This window comes from Klebsiella sp. CTHL.F3a (assembly GCF_019890895.1).
Taxonomy (GTDB): domain Bacteria; phylum Pseudomonadota; class Gammaproteobacteria; order Enterobacterales; family Enterobacteriaceae; genus Klebsiella; species Klebsiella grimontii.
Window position 1 is genome coordinate 3973755 of sequence record NZ_CP082360.1, and the last position, 16192, is coordinate 3989946.

The 16192-nt window shown below is 49.7% G+C and carries 27 protein-coding genes and 2 pseudogenes; 5 read left to right on the forward strand and 24 right to left on the reverse strand.

Annotated elements, in window-relative coordinates; genetic code table 11:
- Window positions 1–17: 17 nt before the first annotated feature.
- The 12 genes and pseudogenes from K7H21_RS18640 to K7H21_RS18695 all read right to left on the reverse strand — a co-directional run bounded on the left by K7H21_RS18640 (window position 18) and on the right by K7H21_RS18695 (window position 8812).
- Window positions 18–2039, reverse strand: a complete 2022-nt coding sequence (locus K7H21_RS18640; protein ID WP_127719052.1) for a ClpP-like prohead protease/major capsid protein fusion protein — start codon at window positions 2037–2039, stop codon at window positions 18–20.
- Window positions 1990–3492 (reverse strand): phage portal protein, encoded by a 1503-nt coding sequence (locus K7H21_RS18645; RefSeq protein WP_127719051.1) that lies wholly within the window; start codon window positions 3490–3492, stop codon window positions 1990–1992. Before K7H21_RS18645 ends, K7H21_RS18640 begins: the two co-directional genes overlap by 50 nt.
- Window positions 3492–3704 (reverse strand): hypothetical protein, encoded by a 213-nt coding sequence (locus K7H21_RS18650; protein WP_004111762.1) that lies wholly within the window; start codon window positions 3702–3704, stop codon window positions 3492–3494. Before K7H21_RS18650 ends, K7H21_RS18645 begins: the two co-directional genes overlap by 1 nt.
- Window positions 3701–5803 carry a phage terminase large subunit family protein gene (locus K7H21_RS18655; protein WP_004111760.1) on the reverse strand — a complete coding sequence of 701 codons (2103 nt, stop codon included), beginning with the start codon at window positions 5801–5803 and terminating at the stop codon, window positions 3701–3703. The genes K7H21_RS18650 and K7H21_RS18655 overlap by 4 nt, the downstream gene beginning before the upstream one ends.
- Window positions 5803–6291, reverse strand: a complete 489-nt coding sequence (locus K7H21_RS18660; protein WP_004111758.1) for a DUF1441 family protein — start codon at window positions 6289–6291, stop codon at window positions 5803–5805. Before K7H21_RS18660 ends, K7H21_RS18655 begins: the two co-directional genes overlap by 1 nt.
- On the reverse strand, window positions 6254–6502 hold the full coding sequence (locus K7H21_RS18665) for a hypothetical protein (protein ID WP_159103136.1): 249 nt from the start codon (window positions 6500–6502) through the stop codon (window positions 6254–6256). Before K7H21_RS18665 ends, K7H21_RS18660 begins: the two co-directional genes overlap by 38 nt.
- 20 nt (window positions 6503–6522) lie before the next feature.
- The gene (locus K7H21_RS18670; protein ID WP_049095305.1) at window positions 6523–6942 is read right to left on the reverse strand and encodes a hypothetical protein; all 420 of its coding nucleotides are present in this window, start codon (window positions 6940–6942) and stop codon (window positions 6523–6525) included.
- The gene (locus K7H21_RS18675) at window positions 6942–7274 is read right to left on the reverse strand and encodes a hypothetical protein (RefSeq protein WP_049095306.1); all 333 of its coding nucleotides are present in this window, start codon (window positions 7272–7274) and stop codon (window positions 6942–6944) included. The genes K7H21_RS18670 and K7H21_RS18675 overlap by 1 nt, the downstream gene beginning before the upstream one ends.
- A gap of 90 nt (window positions 7275–7364) precedes the next feature.
- On the reverse strand, window positions 7365–7550 hold the full coding sequence (locus K7H21_RS18680; RefSeq protein ID WP_049095307.1) for a hypothetical protein: 186 nt from the start codon (window positions 7548–7550) through the stop codon (window positions 7365–7367).
- 293 nt (window positions 7551–7843) lie between these two features.
- Complete coding sequence (locus tag K7H21_RS18685) at window positions 7844–8008, reverse strand: YnfU family zinc-binding protein (RefSeq protein WP_220386143.1); 165 nt, start codon at window positions 8006–8008, stop codon at window positions 7844–7846.
- A gap of 394 nt (window positions 8009–8402) precedes the next feature.
- Window positions 8403–8522: pseudogene (locus K7H21_RS18690) on the reverse strand (IS4 family transposase); the annotation flags it as partial.
- 116 nt (window positions 8523–8638) lie between these two features.
- A complete protein-coding gene (locus K7H21_RS18695) occupies window positions 8639–8812 on the reverse strand; it encodes a GnsA/GnsB family addiction module toxin (protein ID WP_117104046.1) in 174 nt (57 codons plus the stop codon).
- 236 nt (window positions 8813–9048) lie between these two features.
- Between K7H21_RS18695 and K7H21_RS18700 the strand changes: the two genes are divergently transcribed.
- Genes K7H21_RS18700 through K7H21_RS18710 form a run of 3 tightly spaced genes read left to right on the forward strand, consistent with a single transcriptional unit; the run spans window position 9049 to window position 9661 of the window.
- Window positions 9049–9180 carry a YnfU family zinc-binding protein gene (locus K7H21_RS18700; protein WP_232391413.1) on the forward strand — a complete coding sequence of 44 codons (132 nt, stop codon included), beginning with the start codon at window positions 9049–9051 and terminating at the stop codon, window positions 9178–9180.
- Window positions 9177–9416, forward strand: a complete 240-nt coding sequence (locus tag K7H21_RS18705) for a hypothetical protein (RefSeq protein ID WP_117104047.1) — start codon at window positions 9177–9179, stop codon at window positions 9414–9416. Before K7H21_RS18700 ends, K7H21_RS18705 begins: the two co-directional genes overlap by 4 nt.
- A 35-nt stretch (window positions 9417–9451) precedes the next feature.
- Window positions 9452–9661 carry a hypothetical protein gene (locus K7H21_RS18710; RefSeq protein WP_117104048.1) on the forward strand — a complete coding sequence of 70 codons (210 nt, stop codon included), beginning with the start codon at window positions 9452–9454 and terminating at the stop codon, window positions 9659–9661.
- A gap of 142 nt (window positions 9662–9803) precedes the next feature.
- Here K7H21_RS18710 and K7H21_RS29055 read toward each other — a convergent pair.
- A pseudogene (locus K7H21_RS29055) lies at window positions 9804–9929 on the reverse strand (HNH endonuclease); the annotation flags it as partial.
- 130 nt (window positions 9930–10059) lie between these two features.
- Between K7H21_RS29055 and K7H21_RS18715 the strand changes: the two are divergent.
- Entirely contained in the window at window positions 10060–10344 is a 285-nt protein-coding gene (locus K7H21_RS18715) for a hypothetical protein (RefSeq protein ID WP_117104049.1), read from the forward strand.
- A 90-nt stretch (window positions 10345–10434) separates the two neighbouring features.
- On the opposite strand, the gene K7H21_RS29060 is transcribed toward K7H21_RS18715, so the two are convergent.
- From K7H21_RS29060 to K7H21_RS18735, 5 genes are read right to left on the reverse strand one after another with little or no spacing between them, the layout of a single operon-like run.
- Window positions 10435–10629 carry a hypothetical protein gene (locus K7H21_RS29060; protein ID WP_126488840.1) on the reverse strand — a complete coding sequence of 65 codons (195 nt, stop codon included), beginning with the start codon at window positions 10627–10629 and terminating at the stop codon, window positions 10435–10437.
- Entirely contained in the window at window positions 10580–10855 is a 276-nt protein-coding gene (locus K7H21_RS18720) for a hypothetical protein (protein ID WP_126488839.1), read from the reverse strand. Before K7H21_RS18720 ends, K7H21_RS29060 begins: the two co-directional genes overlap by 50 nt.
- A gap of 7 nt (window positions 10856–10862) precedes the next feature.
- Window positions 10863–11492 (reverse strand): glycoside hydrolase family 19 protein, encoded by a 630-nt coding sequence (locus tag K7H21_RS18725; RefSeq protein WP_126488838.1) that lies wholly within the window; start codon window positions 11490–11492, stop codon window positions 10863–10865.
- Entirely contained in the window at window positions 11492–11773 is a 282-nt protein-coding gene (locus K7H21_RS18730) for a phage holin family protein (RefSeq protein WP_126488837.1), read from the reverse strand. The genes K7H21_RS18725 and K7H21_RS18730 overlap by 1 nt, the downstream gene beginning before the upstream one ends.
- Window positions 11760–12146, reverse strand: a complete 387-nt coding sequence (locus tag K7H21_RS18735; protein WP_142471832.1) for a phage holin family protein — start codon at window positions 12144–12146, stop codon at window positions 11760–11762. The genes K7H21_RS18730 and K7H21_RS18735 overlap by 14 nt, the downstream gene beginning before the upstream one ends.
- 101 nt (window positions 12147–12247) lie before the next feature.
- Between K7H21_RS18735 and K7H21_RS18740 the strand changes: the two genes are divergently transcribed.
- Window positions 12248–12844 (forward strand): hypothetical protein, encoded by a 597-nt coding sequence (locus K7H21_RS18740; RefSeq protein WP_142471831.1) that lies wholly within the window; start codon window positions 12248–12250, stop codon window positions 12842–12844.
- Between the two features lie 81 nt (window positions 12845–12925).
- On the opposite strand, the gene K7H21_RS18745 is transcribed toward K7H21_RS18740, so the two are convergent.
- From K7H21_RS18745 to K7H21_RS18770, 6 genes are all read right to left on the reverse strand, one after another.
- Window positions 12926–13504 carry a DUF1133 family protein gene (locus K7H21_RS18745; protein WP_223035282.1) on the reverse strand — a complete coding sequence of 193 codons (579 nt, stop codon included), beginning with the start codon at window positions 13502–13504 and terminating at the stop codon, window positions 12926–12928.
- Entirely contained in the window at window positions 13501–14160 is a 660-nt protein-coding gene (locus K7H21_RS18750) for a phage N-6-adenine-methyltransferase (protein ID WP_223035283.1), read from the reverse strand. The genes K7H21_RS18745 and K7H21_RS18750 overlap by 4 nt, the downstream gene beginning before the upstream one ends.
- A complete protein-coding gene (locus tag K7H21_RS18755; RefSeq protein ID WP_142471829.1) occupies window positions 14157–14462 on the reverse strand; it encodes a Ref family recombination enhancement nuclease in 306 nt (101 codons plus the stop codon). Before K7H21_RS18755 ends, K7H21_RS18750 begins: the two co-directional genes overlap by 4 nt.
- A 166-nt stretch (window positions 14463–14628) precedes the next feature.
- Entirely contained in the window at window positions 14629–14811 is a 183-nt protein-coding gene (locus tag K7H21_RS18760) for a hypothetical protein (protein ID WP_004111729.1), read from the reverse strand.
- Between the two features lie 126 nt (window positions 14812–14937).
- Window positions 14938–15171: a DinI family protein gene (locus K7H21_RS18765; protein ID WP_004111728.1), complete on the reverse strand. Its 234-nt coding sequence runs from the start codon at window positions 15169–15171 to the stop codon at window positions 14938–14940.
- A gap of 419 nt (window positions 15172–15590) precedes the next feature.
- Window positions 15591–15884 (reverse strand): hypothetical protein, encoded by a 294-nt coding sequence (locus tag K7H21_RS18770; RefSeq protein WP_004111726.1) that lies wholly within the window; start codon window positions 15882–15884, stop codon window positions 15591–15593.
- Window positions 15885–16192 lie beyond the last annotated feature (308 nt).

Consider the following 16192-nt stretch of genomic DNA (forward strand, 5'->3'; position numbering starts at 1 on the left):
GTTTGAGTGGGTGGGGATTACTTACCAGTGGATTTCGTCAGACCGCGGAAGTCTAACGGCGCTACGCCCGCATCGATGCGTACCTTCGTAGCAATACCATCGGTATTGAAACCTTCCTGCTGGTCAATGTAAGGCGTATCAACACCGTTCAGATATGCCACTTCGATGGTATCGGTGCCTTTAGCCGCAGCCAGATACCAGGCGTTAGGATCCTTGTGGTCCAGTCGCGGTTCAGAAATAACTTCCGCAAAGTTCTGAATAGGGTTGTTAATCCCGGAGTTGATATCTGCACCCTTAACGCTTGCCGATTTAATCGTCTGATTGGCCAGCGTTTCGAGACCCACCGGCACCAGCATATAAGCCGGACGAATGTTCAGAGTGCGCTCGCCCTCTTTCTGCAGGCGCATCAGTTTGCGGGCATCATCAATACTCGAAACAGAAATGGCGCCAGAGGAGAGGTTTTTGTGATCGGCATGGAACAGCGGTTTGCCGTCGGACAGTTTCGGGTTATCCAGCAGAATCGCATACACCAAATCACCAATGGTGGCTTTCGCGGCGCGCCCCATTTTCGCCGGGACGTCGGTTAATGCGTTCAGATCATCGTTGATAATCGCCTGGCGGGTGATGGAGAAAATTTCCCCATAGGTAGCCAGTGCGATCGTTTCACCTTTATCGCCCGTGGTCACATATTTATATTCAGCCCCTTCGCGAACCTTACGCAGGGAGTTAAAACCACCCATTCCCACGCGGTGAGCCGTTTTAAAATCAGACAGCTGGCCTTTCTTCGTCCACAGATCAAAGGTCTCTGCTGCCTCATCCCAGCCCTGAAGAAGCGCCTTATTCGCTACGTCGAGCAGAATATTGCCAAAATCAGAGGTGCTGTGAGTCAACGCCAGGCCGACCATCTGCATTGGGTTGTAGCTTGAGACACCAATGCCGCGTTCGGTCAGCGCCATACGCGCATATTCGCGCAGCGTCATCCCGTTGTACACGTTATCACGTTCCTGATTTTCATACCCTGCGCGGGCCATCAGTGCCTGACGGATGCCATCGCCAACAAAATTCCCGTTCCCGGCATAAATGTGCGGCTGATCGCTTTTGTTCGATGGGGTGGCAACCTTGCCCAGAGCAGCCAGCAGCACATCTTTCGCCTGCTCCACAGTGCAATCTGGGTCCGCAATACACTGGTTTTGCAGATCCTGGTGCTTACCGCCAAACATAGCGAACAGATCATTAATCCCGTTCACACGGTTGCGCTGTTCGGCATGAATCTGCGCGCGGATAGCATTCTCATCCGCGCCAGTAGGCTGAGGGGCGATCGGCTGTTGTGCCTGAGGCTGTGGTGCTGGTTGCTGCGGTTCGCGCTGAGTGGAGTTACGCGGCGGGGTGACCATGTTACGAATGCTGTTTGGCATTTTTTCAAATTCCTCAATACGTTTTGAATGGATACAGGCCATGGCCTGAAGGGATGGGATCACCTGGTCAGCAAAACCCATGGCAAGGCATTCAGCGCCGTCGAGCCAGGTTTCGTCTTCCAGCATTGCCGCAATCTCATCAGCGGTTTTTCCGGTTTTTGCTGCGTAGGCGGGGATCAGCACCGATTCAACTTTGTCCAGTAAATCAGCGTAGTCGCGCATATCGTTGGCATCGCCGCCAGCAAAGCCCCACGGCTTATGGATCATTATCATGGTGTTTTCCGGCATGATGACCGGGTTTCCCACCATTGCGATGACAGAAGCCATGGAGGCGGCCAGGCCATCGATGTGAACGGTGATCGCGGCGCCGTGATGTTTCAGAGCATTAAAAATGGCGATGCCATCAAAGACATCGCCACCAGGCGAATTAATGTGAAGGTTAATGTGGCTGACATCACCCAGCGCTTTAAGATCGTTAACAAACTGTTTGGCCGTTACTCCCCAATAACCAATTTCATCATAGATATAGATATCCGCTTCATTGTTGGCGCTGGCCTTCATGCGGAACCATGAATTACTTTTTACGCTGGCTTTCGGACGTTGATATGCCCGTTTCTTTGGCATCGGCACTGGTGCCTCCTCTGTCATTGGCAGGATCAGTATCAAATACCAGCCCCTGCTCACGGTTTTCGTCTATTTCGGCCTTGCGGCGCGCTTTAACATCATCCGGATGGCGCCCACTGGCGCGAACCCAGTCTGACTCCGTCGCCGCGCCACCACGGATTTGAGCCTTCCAGGCATTAGCCTCCTTGACGGGATCAATCCATGGCATCACGGGACCGGAATACACTGCGGTGTATAAAGACTCGATATCCAGCCCGCGTGGTAAAGTAATTTGGCCGCTGGCGACAGCCATCTTCAGCCAGGCGCGATACATCGGACGCGTCACGGCCCCAATAAACCAGTCCTGAAGAATGAGATAACCGTCTGTCGATTCCACCAGCTCCTGCCGCTGGGCACTGTAAGTGCCGTTGTAGTTTCTGGCGGTACTGGAAAAACTCAGGCGGCTGCCGGCGGAAACGGCACGCAGCTGGCCGTTGCGGAAGGTTTCAAGATTGGGATTCGGGCGATCGGATTTCACCATGCCGATATCCTCGCCAGGCAGCAGGTCGTCGTAGATAATGCCGGGCTGAATATTCAGCTCACGATCATCATCCTTACCGGCGTTTTCATCCCAGCTTTGCCCATCCCCTTTTTTGATATACATCCCGAGGGCGGCGGCGATGCGGGCTGCTGTCAGCTCGGCATCTTCATACTCTTTCAGCGCACTGAGACGCATCAGCACCCCGGATAACAGGGAGGTACCTCGCGTCTGATGCAGCCGCCGGACAAACTTCAGGTGCAGCATATTTTCTGCATCAATCCGTTTGGTATCCATCTGACGACCAGAGACCGGCTGGCTTTTATAGACCAGATAGCCCTTCGGCCTGCCCCAGTTATCGGTATATACCCCCTGATTTAGCTTGTCCGACTCGCTGCTGGTCTGGGGAACAAAATCAGCTTCCAGAGCTTCCAGCCAGAACGGCACCCCGGCGGTAGGCGTCAGGCCATTGCCTGTGCCGCTGACTATCTGTGCAAAAACCTCCCCGTCGCGCAACCAGCTGCGTAACATCAGGCGCTCCAGCATGGGGCGGGTAAACTGATGGGTCACTTCTGGTCGAATAGACCATTCACCCCATTTCTGACGGATATCCGCCGCCAGCTTTTTAGCGATCTTGCCGTTCTTGAGCTTCGGATGCGGCTCCACGATAATCCCGCTTTTACCTACCACCCGCTCTTCAAGCTTATCGAAAATGCCAATCACTAAATCGTGGTTATTATCAAGCCACCGCGCCTGCTCCCGCAACGAGGCAGCCCCCATCTGGCTGAGTTGATCAGCCGAACGATTTTCCCGACGGGCTTTGTGGGTGCGCGTGGGCTTAACGGCCTCATATGCCTGTATCATGGCGCGTGAGCGTAGCCTTGCGGCCTTCCAGCCAGGGGAAATGACACCAATCGCATCATCAAGTAGAGACATTACAACCTCGCCAGTTTGTAGCCAGGCCGTCCCCGGCGCTTATTATTCAGGGAAGAAAGGCGCCGCTCCCATTCCTGTCGTCCTTTGCGGATTTCAGACAGGTTTTCCATGGTCATTTCCTGACCATTAAATTTGATGGATTTGCCATCCAGTACCGCCATTTCCGCTTCGGCATAGCGCTGGATCATGGCCTCAATATCACTTTTATTCACAACCAGCCTCCTGAGGTGGCCCATGGGTTAGCGTCATCTGTTACGGTTTTTTTGCGTTTGCGCTTTTTGGTCTGGACAGGCGCTGGCGCCGGGGGTGCTTCTTCGCCAGTTTCCTGCGGCACGTTCTCCATCCACGTTTCCCTCCTCGCCCATTCAGGCGCATCAGGCCATTTAATTTTTTCGTATCCGCGAAGGATAACCAGCGCATCAGCGTAAACCAGCAGGTCAAAAGCTTCGTTGGCGCCGCGCCCTGGCTTACTCCATTTGCCATCAGAATCACGCTCCTCATAAGTCAGTTCGTCGTAAAACCAGCTTCCCAGCCACTTCGGGAAATGGATGTAGTTCGGTCCGGGGGTATCGCGCCACAAGGCGTTGTTTACCCGGTCTTTGAGGTCATTGGTTTGCAGCAGATAAAGAGGAACATCACCGGCGGCTTTCGCCCGGCGCGCTGAACGGCCGGTGTTATCTGGCAGGGATTGGGTGATCAGCTTTTCGCGTCGATGACCGTCACCTTTAAACAGGTAAACATTCCGGCCAATTCCCTCCCGACGGCATTTACGCCAGAATCGATAGGCATTATCGGTGACACCATCTTCACCGCCGGAATCGACTGCCATTGCCATCAGGCGCATACACCGGCGGGGATCGGATGCCATTCGCCACGTCTTGTAAAAGACATCAGTCAGCAGCAGATCCCAGTCCTCCGGGTAACTGGCTGGGTCGATAGGCAGGCTTTCACCGTTCGCGTCGCACCGGAGCGACTGGCGAATGTTGTAACGGTCCACCAGCCACCGTTCGCCCATGCTTCCGTAGCCAGTAACCTGAACGACAAAGCGGCGATTACGTCCCCCCTGCACGTCGACAGTCGCCACCAGGAAACAAACACCATCAGGCACACAACGTTTCGGGACATCCTCGGCCCGCTGTTCGAGCAATTCGCTTTTACGCTGTTCGGTACTCGCGCGCGGAAGATAAGGGCGACCAAAGTCAGTGTTAACGACCGTTTTTAGTGTCTCTTCGCTTTGGGTTTTTTCGTATTCCTGCTCAGCCGCCAGATATTTATAAATTAGCTGTGACCAGGTCTGGTAAGCAGCTGCTGGCCCTTCCATCCAGAAAGAAGCAATGCGTGACCGCCGGCCCTCCCCTGTAATGTTTCCATCCCGATCAATTGACTGCCCGTCACGTAGCCAGACGCTTTTCATGTTCAGCTCGCGCTTCATCGCAGGAAGCACTTTTCCTTTGCAGGCCGGGCATTGCAGATAGGCCGCTTCGCTGGCTGTGACCAGGTCCGTCGTGTCACGGTAGCCCGTCATGTTGGCAACTTCAGGCTGAAAATATTCCCCACAATGCGGGCAAGGCCAGTAAAGCCGCCGGCGGTCGCCGCGGTTATACAGCGACAACACGCCCGTCGTGGGAGGTGCTTCATGGGGTGAACTCTGCCGCCATTTCGTATCGAGAATGTCGCGGCCCGGTGAGCTTTCGACCAGGGTCATACCCGAAGACATAAACGTAGTAGTACGTTTGGAGGCAAGCGAGAATCCGTCTCCCTCCCCGTCGATGTCTTCCGGGAAGCGGTCGTAGTCGGTTAGCGCAACAAATTTATAGTCCGACGAGGACATAATATTGACTGAGGGCCAGCCAAGTTTCAGATAGTTACCAGCGCGGAAAGTACGATCGTGAACGTTGTTATCGTTACGACGCGGACTCAATCTGGTTTTTACTTCAGGGCTGCATCGGAATGTCCGGTCCAGACGTTTTTTCGAGTGTTCACGTGCTTTTTCTTCTGATACCTGAATAACCAGCATATCCGCCGGATCACAAACAATGCTGTATACGATCCATCCGTCAATCAGGCCAATCGTCTTACCCGTTCGCGCGGGGCCAACGAATACCACAGCATCGTACTCACGCGATGCCAGGCAGTTCATCGGCTCTATAACATATGGGGCCAGATTAGGATCCCATGGGACCGAGTTACCGGCGCCCATCGGCACACGCATATATTCGGCTACCGCGTCGGCAACCAGCATGCGGCGTGGCGCGCGTAAAATTCCGGAGACATCCCGGCGGATCCCCCTGGCGGATGCCCGCTTTGCCATCAGTCCTCCTCTGGCTCAACCTCCTCTGCTTCGGCTTCCATGACCTTTTGGGCCATCTGGTCGCGCAAATCGTCAATCACACTCTGCACCCGGGCAACCGCTGCAGGGGAAAGCGCGCAATCTCGCTCGAGTACATCGGGGAGCGTTTCGAGCACCATCACAACGGCTTTAGCCATGACTGAAAACTCTCTGGCCACTTCATCTGCCGGTATAAGCTGCCCCGTATCCTGCTCAAACTTGATCCGCTCGTTCTCCGCCTTCCAGTGCGCCAGCCTGTCCGCCGGTGGCATATCCTCCAGACTGGTTGCAACCGTGGGGATCATTAATTCAGCCAGAACGTCGGTCACTAAAAACAGTTTTAGTTTGCTGTTGCTGCCCGGTGCTGGTTCGACATTTTTCAGCCTGGCGGCCACCGTCTGGCGGTGGACATTGGTTATGCCCGCCAGCTGATTAATATTCAGCTTCAGAGAAGCGATTTCCTGATCCATGATGGTGAACACTTTTTAACCGTTTCGACATCATTGCAAAACAGGCATCAATAAAATCAAAAACCTGCGCAAATGATGATGATGACCATGGATCCAGAAAACTAGCCGATTCCCGCGAGCGCGCCGCCCCGTGGAAGACCACCCCACCGGGAGGACCCATGCAATAATGATTGTCATTTGCAATAGCTGACCAATCATCGAGGCCGCTCACTGAACGACCTCTGTGAATGCTCAGCCTGCGGACGCGCCGCCGTCAGCCTGCAGCACATCCTCGGGGATGCGTGCCGCCAGCGGCTCATTCTCGAAGACCTTCAGCCCATTGAAGCCGAGGAACGTTGAAGACTGGCTGATGTTCCCTGCGATGAAGTCGCCAACATCGTTCAGAAATCCGGTCACGACCGTCTCAGTGTTCCGGCGCCAGTAGTCCTCAAGGGCAACCAGCAGCGGATCAGAACCATTGGTGATCATCTGCTCGCCAACGGAATAAGCCTTCTTACCTGTCTTATCAGTGATGCATTGCAGCTTGTTGCTCTGCATGGCCACCATGTCGGAATTGTTCACCTGAACGGTAAGTGACGCGACCTTATCGCCGTCATCATTCGTGCTGGAAGCATAGAAGAGTGAAAGCGTCAGATCATTACGATTAAACATTACTGGCTCCTGTTGCGGTTACGGTTGCGATGACGGGGGCGACGCGCCGTTCGTGGCGCAGTATCATTCGGCGGCAAGAGCTCACCTTCTTTTACTGGCTGCACTTCTTCCACGACAGCTGGTGGCTGTTCTGACTCTTCCGGTTGTGGTTGCGCTGGTGCTGCAGGTACGAATGGTGCGCCACCAGCTTCAATCTCAATCTTGAGGTGCGGGAATATCTTAGCGGTATGGTCGAAATGGATAGCTGAAACAGGCAGATGCGCGTAAGACACGCCGTCCCGCTCCAGCGCCACCAGCACGCCATTAACGTATTCAATCTTGATATTTTGCATCGTTTACCTTCACGAATAAAAAAGCCCCGCTATTGCGAGGCGCATATTTATCAATGGGTTGCTATAAACGGAGATAGTTATAAAGGCTATTTAGGTATAAATCGAACCCGCAATCCCTACTACCGCAGCTAGCATCAAAAAGGTGACTGCAGTTCTACGCATTTGCACGCCATAAAATGAGAGGGCCATCCCAACGAATACCACAATCAGAACGCGCCACATAGCCAGAGCGAGGAAGATATAGCCTTCCATGGCACTATCAATTAGCACATCCACACATCATTTCCTTTTCAATCCATTACCGTTGGTAATGATTTTATCATGTCCAAGAGACGGATTGTTATGTCGTTAGCTAATCCGGACTTACTCATTATCAGTAGTTTTCCTTTAGCAGTCCGCTTGCTCTGATTTGTTGTGCTCCAGAATGTCGCGCCTGGTCTGCTTTTATCTTTTCGAAAGAGAAAGTAACAACCATTCGACTTAGCAGTACAGAGTCATCCCGCAAAGAGACCCTCTAATTCAGGCAATAAAAACCGCCCTGAGGCGGTTAGTTTCAGTCTGGCGGCATGTTACCTGTGAATGACAAACAGTGATTTGCATCTCGGGCAGAGTAACGCCTGTTCCTTGCGTACCTTTGTAGTCGGATGATTGGATTTATGCCCGCAAACAGGACAAGTCACTGTTATTTTTGTCGCAATATTTATACGTTTTAATGCGTAATCGAAAAATGACATGATGATTACCCTTTCAATAAATGGGCCTTATCATATCACCAATAGAGCATTTTTTAACCAACCCAGCGCTTGCGCTTGTTGTTTCCGGGATGACTCTTGGGCTAAAAGAGCCATCACGTGAAATACCTTGCGTCGTTAAAACAATAGCCCTCAGGGTGGGGCCATTTCTTAACGATAGCGGCCTGGTCAGCCATCAGTCCTGCGGTGCATTTTCAGATTTTTCATCACTCCGCGCTTTCTTCACCGTGCTACTACCCATCCCGTAACGAATTGTATTTGTGAACACGTTTCCCGCCTGAACCGGCGGGATTTTTTTATCTCAAACACTGCGTATTGATGTATTCCTCTAGCGCCCTCAGGGCTGTCTGGTCGCTGATGATTCCAGCCCGGACAGCGTCAGTGACGCGCCGTTGATTAAGGCAAGCGTGGCGTCAAGGAGGGTATTTTGTCGGTATTTGTGAAACGGAGCTAAAGCATCCCGGAAGAAATTCTGACATACTCGGCAGGCAGGCATAGAGGTGATCTCATTGAATTGATAGCACAATCAGTAGATCACAAAACTCTATGCCTGTCTTTTTTCACCCGCCCATTACTGGGGATTCCTCAGCGCCGCGGCGACCTTTTTAACGTTTACATCAGCTTGATTTTTACTTCGTATCCATCAAGCCCATTCATTGTCTCAACTGGAATAAACTCGATTTCAGAAACCTCTTTACCAGTTTTTTTCCTGATTTCAGCGATCTTTTTCTTAATGAGAGCAGAAATCTCATCTTCGACTTTACGTTCAAATTCTTCATTTTTCATTCAAACACTCCTTAAGTGATCCCAACCTATTATAAATAATAGGTTATCTTCCCCGAGGATGCTTAGGGATCATCATGCCAGCTAGATATGTTACCTCCCTGCACTTGCACAGAGAAGACCTGTGTCGGGCTTGGCAGGTCAATAAATGAGCAATCCATTAATTACGGGAGTATACTAAGTACCCACACATCCACCAGGTAATATTTATGACTATCTTTGATGATCTTAAGATGTACATGGATAAACAGGTGAAGGTGACTTGCCCTCACTGCTCTCATATCATGGAGCAAAGTTCCAGCAAAATACGTAAAAACATCACGTGTATTTGCCCTAAATGTGGATACTTTTTCCTTCCGGAGGAAGGGTGAAAGACATTAAAAAATTTCCTTCTTTGCTTTTTAAGCCATATCGCTTAGGACTTTCAGCTGCAAATGAAGAATCCTATCAAATGACAGATATCGAACTTAAGGACTATCTGTTCACACTTACATGCATCATTATTTCAGGAATGGTGCTCAGCAGTAATTATCTTCCTGTAAGTCAAACGAACCAGTTCAGATCGCTCTATCAGTTCCTGGGCGAAGAATATAGAAAAAAGATATAAATCATTTTTCTCAACTTAAAAAAGTAAGGTCAACTATGTCATACAATGTGTTTTCTGGCGGCAGAACGAAAGAGTCTGTTGCTTATGATCTGGCTTTAGCGCTAGCAGCTAAAGAACTTTCATCCTCAACACCAGGGGCACTTATAGAACGTATTGCAGATCTGCTGCCTGAATGTCGCTCAGTCGCTGAAAGTAAGTTCAATGCCGAGGTGCTAAGCCCCTTCACTGTAACAATTAGTTGCTAATGCTATTAGTTGTATATGTTTGTTCAGCCTGTATTTTCAGGTTATACAGCTATTATCACTATTCGGTAATTGCAGTGTAATAGGCCTGCCAACGGTATTTATCTAACCTGAGCTGGCGAAACAATGGCGGTTTCTATATCTACCTGCTCTTGCCCTGCTGATGCTGGTGCCAGCCTTCATTACGGTGTATCTCGCAGTAGCCTGAGCGCCCGGTGGTTGTACCTGCGCATCCACGCTTACGGCAGGCACGGAGGATCAGTGCGGGCATCCTTATCATCTCCAATAAAAAAAGCCCCGCTTGTGCGAGGCATAACGTGTAACTGTTGCCACATGGTGGCGGCCGTCATCTCAGCCTGATACTGTTAAATCACCAAATTCAACAGAACAGGTAAGAAGCTATGAATGATCCTTATTATGTTACTCACGCACAAATTTTGGCCCTGAGAAACGTTGTTGCTTGTATCGTGCAAACAATGCCTGAAGACCAAAAAAAGGACGTCCTTCAATTTTTAGAAAAATTCGCTGAAATAAAACTTATGGATGGTATCGATATACCTTCAACAAGTGATATCACTTCAGAAACAGTAGATAAGATGAATAAGGCCTATGAGGCTGTATTTAGCGAAATTATTGACCTTTCAACACCTGATTTCGTACCTGGTTCAACACCGTACCTGCAATAGCCCTCGACCTTATCTCCATGATGGCCAGAACATTCTTGTCTGGCCCTTTCTCAAGTTTGCTCAGTCGAAATTCAATATTCTTTACCTTGGTCATCGCGTAACCCTGTCGGTTGGTTGCGGGCAGTTGGCCAGCACTGATTTGTTGTGCGCCAGAATGTCGCGCTTCGTCTGCTTATCCAGCACTTCGATATCGTGGTCTGTGAGATAGATAATTTTCGCCCACAGGCACCCTGTATCAACGACTACCGGGGCGGGTGAAGTGCTCGCGCAGCTCCCGATCAACATCGTCATCAGGCATATGGCTAACAGTCTGCTGTACATCACTGGCCTCTTGAATAACATCTGCTTTCCGTTCTGCCGCGGCGACGGTAGCAGCGGCGTTCTCTTCGGTTCGCTGCTGTTCGGCTTTGGCTTCCGCCTTGCTGGTTCCGAGTGAATGGCCTAACCCAAATGCGCCTGCGACAATGGCAAGCAATGCAGTTGCCAGACCAATAAACATTTCAATGCCCATAAGGACCTCATACCAGTACTGATTTAGCCTGATTGAACAGCGCACGGCGTTTATCCAGACCGTTGCGGCCACCATTGATAAGCAGCGTTACGCGCTCAACATCACCGGAATGAAGCAGGCAACCGTGTGAAACATAAAACCATGCGGCGGAACGTGCGGCGTAATCATCTCGCTCCAGCAGCTCGGGCTGGGTAACAAGGTCAAGCTTCAGTGCCTGCCCGCAGTTGCGGTAGTTGCTCAAGCCTGTGACTTGCTTCAGGCCGCGACCACGATATTTCCAGCCATCACCTGCAACCTGATTACCGAGGTTCTTTTTTCCCCACTCTCCCCCATACACCAGATTCGCGATTGCTCGCTGATTTGCTGGTTGTGTTGCCTTTCTGCCGAGTGCTGCGGCCTGCTGGGCGGTGATACGGTGTTTACCAAACGTAGGCACAAGGCTATCTGCTGCATAGTTCAGATTTTCCACCAGCCGGGTAAAGCCTCCCGACTCGTGCCCCATCTGGGCAATAAACATCGCCTGGTCGAGTGGAGCAGTAATGCCGAATTCTTTCATCGCGGCTGTAATGTGCGGAAACCAGCGCGCAGCTAACCCGGCGCTGATACCAGCCGCCTTCTGGAATTGAGATTGGTTCATCAGTGCCTCAGTGCGTCAACAAGTCGCGCTACATTGCCTCTTACGCTCAGCAGCGCAACAAGGATCATGATGTTGGCCCCGATGGTGGGCCACGTTGAATATGGATAAATGCCGCATAGATACGCCAGCGGTACAGAGCTGTATATCACTGTTATCAGCCATGCCAGCCGCGACACCCACTTCCGATGCCGTGAGTCTCGACGGCGATAGAACATCAGAGTAACCACAACACCTGCGCATAACAGCGCATTGATGGTTGCTGTTGGATCATTTAGTACCACCGGAACCTCCCCGGCGCGTTATTAGCGCCACCAGCGAGCCAATATCCTGATTGTTCAGGAAGGTGAGTATTTTCACGGCCAACGCCGAAATGATTACGGCACCAATAGCATCCAGCGGTTTATCGCTGTACCCGGTAAGGGCTGATAGCTTAGAGCCTACTAACCCGGCGCAAAGAACACCGGCGATATAGGACACCACGAAATAAGCCATACGCCGTGTTGCGCTCAAATCGGCAGCGGTCGCTATATAAAATACAGAACCAGCAAATGCACCAAACACAACACCGTAATCAGTACCGGTTAACAGCCCGTAAACACTCGCCCCCGTTAAAGCGCCACCAGCTAAGCCTGTGCCGGTTAATGGTTCGGACATCGGTCCCCCTCAATTGCTGTAAACCCTCTCAGAATTGAGGGAAGTGAAAAAACAACCGTATTTAGATATAATGAAATATCGTATTTAAAGGAGTTATTACTATGACTGGCAAAGAGACCATCCAAACGATAATTAACGACATCAAAAATGCCCAAGATGATGGAATTAAACAATTGGATGTAAATAACCTTTTAAAATATCTTGAAGGTTTCAAAGATGATGAAGGCCTTAGCCATGACTTTCAGCTGGAAACTTTGAAGGCAACTCATCAAATCAACGTTGAAGTCTTTAAAGCAAATACCGTTGTGCAGATTGAATCCTTCAAATCAGTAATAACTGTGGGTGCAAATGCAGCCAGGGCAATTCTCATAATAAACGGTGGTGCCGCCATCGCCCTACTGGCATTTTTAGGTAATATTTGGGAAAAAACCTCAGAACCAAACGCAGTTGCAAACATCGCCTTAGCTTTGCTCATTTTTTGCGGTGGCGTGCTCGCCTCAGGTTTTTGTTCAGGATTTACCTATGTATCTCAATTTTGCTTCGGGAAAAACCCGCTAGACCATAATACTTCCTGGAATACATGGGGAAATGTAACAAACATCGCCGCCGTGCTTTGTGGACTAGCATCACTAATTCTGTTTGGTTGGGGAACTTATAAAGCATTCGTGTCGATGGGGGCTCAGTTTTTCCCAAGTTGAGGAATAAAAACCCGCTCGATGGCGGGTTTCTTTTTTTGTCCTGTTGCTCAGTTCGTTTTAACGTCCCGAGCCTATCACAATTCAAGCAGTTTCTGGCTCACTTTGCAAGTAAAATCTGTCGCCATTTGTGCCGAATGCGTCACACATTGGTGCGTACAGCATTGATTCTGCCAAACTTATCCATGCATCAACTCTTCGCCTGCAGGTCATAAAGCACCAGTCAGGATGCTTTTCATTGAGCTCTTCCGCTATGCGGCGTTTGCTCTTCCGTAACCGGTAATGCTCCACCAGCATATGGTAAAGCTCTTTATGGCCTCCCGTAATGAGGACTGCCCCGATTACCTTATCAATCAGCAGTCCTTCATCGTCTGTGCAGAAAGCCAGGCCGCTTTTGTTTTTCCCGGCGAGTAATTCACGAAATAACGCCTCAAGCTCTGGCTTTGAGATGCCCGACTTCTTCATCCGGCGTAATGCTTCGTTGATGGCCGTTTTCGTTATCTTCCCGGATGCCAGTAACTGATTAAACATATTGCCGCCGCTGCCACCGCCGATATACGACCAGCGGCCCCACATACGCAGCTTTCCCTGTATCCAGATGCTTTCCAGAGTGCGGAGGCGAACCATTTCCCCGGATTTACCAACTTCAGAAGGGTTAATCATACATTCATCTCATTTTTGACTTTCGGTTGCTCGGCCGCAAACTGCGCCAGCGCCATAAATGCCTGGCCTTTTGCTTCCAATTCGGTACGGTTGATATAACTGAATTTCTCACCTCGCCAGGTCTTATCAAATACAGCTATGGCACCAGCAAAAAACGCGCTGGTCGGCCTTTGTTTGTCGTTGGCGGGTTTAAACCAGACAGGCAGATCGAAACCAATTCGCCCGCGGATAAAGCAGACATGATCCGCATCTTCCGGCCACCATGTTTCGCTCGTTGCGGATTTGACCAGGAACACATAGCGCCCACCCTTCTCTCGTTGCGCAGTTGCGTAGTTCATGATGTGAGTCATGCCGGTGATAGCTTGTTTTTCGTGGTATTGAGAGCGACTGTAAGGCGGGTTGCCAAATGCAGCACCACCGATTGAGCCCAGCATTTCCGACCAATCCTGTGTCAGCGCGTTATCTTCTGCGGTGTACCAGACAGGGCATTTTGCATTGCTGTCGTCAGCGAACAGGTCCAGCATCAACGGACCAAACATCGCGTTGATACCCCAGAAAAGCGGATCCGGCGTTCTCCACTGGTCACCAACCTCTTTTAAATAATGGCATGGCGCGTTGCGAAGGGCTGTGAGAGATTCGCAGTAAGGATTAGTCATGCGATGGTCTCCCCTAATTCCTGAAGAACCTGCACCAGCAACTCGCTTTCAGTACCGAATTTCTCTTCCCATGATTTACGGCCGGCATGAATAGCAACGCCGCAACCACCAGTGCGATGATGGGCGTGGCAAAGAGGAATGACATGGAAGTTATCAGCGCGGACAGATAAGCCAGTGCCAGAGCTGCAGTGATGTATTTCAGCGGGTGATTCACCGTAATCAAGGTTGCGGCAAACTATGCAGCCAAGAGCGGCTACGCGGCTAAGATGAAGCTTTTCAGCTTTTGTTTTGGATTTGCTCATATCGCACCGCCTTGGCGCGACAGACAAACGGAAACACCAGCGTTGGTGATAGCCGGTATAAAGAGGTACAACTTTTGAGTATGTAGCTTCTGCGCCATCGGTTTCTCTCCGTGGCACAGTGACTAGCAAGAAGGGTTGTTCAGGCCCGTGATTAATATAACTAATTTTAATCCTGACTTACAGGGGGAAGCCCAGCCTTTTTACGAGCCTCATCAAGGGATCTGAGCGAGGTGACAAACTCATCCTTACGGAGCGGGAAGCCTCTTTCGACCACGCCGTTTTTTACATAAACAAGGACAGGCCCGGCATGCTCTTTAAACCCTGGAAATAAATCATCCGGTATTTCCATAAATACCTCATTGGAAACACTCCACCTGCAACGAACACGGCCAACGAGTTACTGCACTAAAAATAACCGCGCTAAAGATGGCGTAAAAAGTTAACAATGGCGGCATAGCCGCCACTTACTTACCGCTCAATAAAACCAGTCGTCGGCACTTTCCCACGTTTCCTGCAGGATTTGCTCTATGCGCTTTTTATCGCCGTCAGCACCACCCAGAACGGTCAACCCGTCAGTACTTGAGCGCCTTATATTTAGTTTGCAGCCTTCATAGTTTTGATGAAGACGGCGCAGCAATTCAACTTCAAGGGCGGGAATGGCCCCTTCTGGCAGTTTTTTAGTCTTGTCGATGGTTACTTCGATTCTCATAGTATCACCCACCTAAACACTGTATAAATACACAGTACACCTAACTCACTGAATGAGCAATATCTTAAGAGCACAAAACGTTAATTTTTATCAGTCATGGGAAAACAAAACCCACCGTAGCGGGTTGAATCTATGGGGTTTTTTAGTCATGTTCCCTAAAGAGAGACAGAGTCTTAGGTCACAGTAAACAAAAATCGCCCAACTCATGAGTAGTAAAACAAGTCATATTGACGAGACCTTATATGATTACGTAATGGCCAAATTTAATCGAGCAATGACATCAAAACTTTTCGATTAAAGTAGTCGGGCAATCGTGCGACACTCTTCGAATGTTATCCTTAGACAAGCTCAAGGTAAAAAATGTCTAACATAAACAATTAAATTAAACCCGATTTGATTAAGAAATCGTTATAACTAACTTAAACCTCACTACCTTTAAGAAAATCATTATGAAAAAGCATGAACTCGTAATCACCGCCTTTATTTTTAACCAGTTCAATTTCAAAATCTGGCCATGGGTACTTATAGCGCAAAAACAAACACTTTGACTCAATATCGATTAGTTTTTTAAGGCCAAAAGAAAAACACCCAACAATATTATCATCCTTAAACTCTCTGGCTATAACCAATGTACTTAAATTCTTATTCTTAGAGCACAAGTTTAGATATGCGCGGTTAAAAACCACCTCATTTCCTCGTGAATCATTTGCCATGATAAATCCTCAGTCATCCCTAAGTAAAAGACTTAAAAATCAAGTAACAGAGGGCTCCGGTACTTGATGGTTCCATTTTACAGGAGACAATAGCAGCTTTAATGGAGTAAAGATTCAACTATTTTCAAATTGAGAATTTTCCAAATCATTTAAACTAAAGCACATATTAATAAGCGCACCACATGAATTTAATTCAACAATTTCAAATACAGTTGCAATCTCAGCTTTTTAATACATCATGCGGCTGCGTCCCTTTTCTGACATAACTCAGGAAAATTGCCCATCACCAGTACCTCAACGAACGGTGG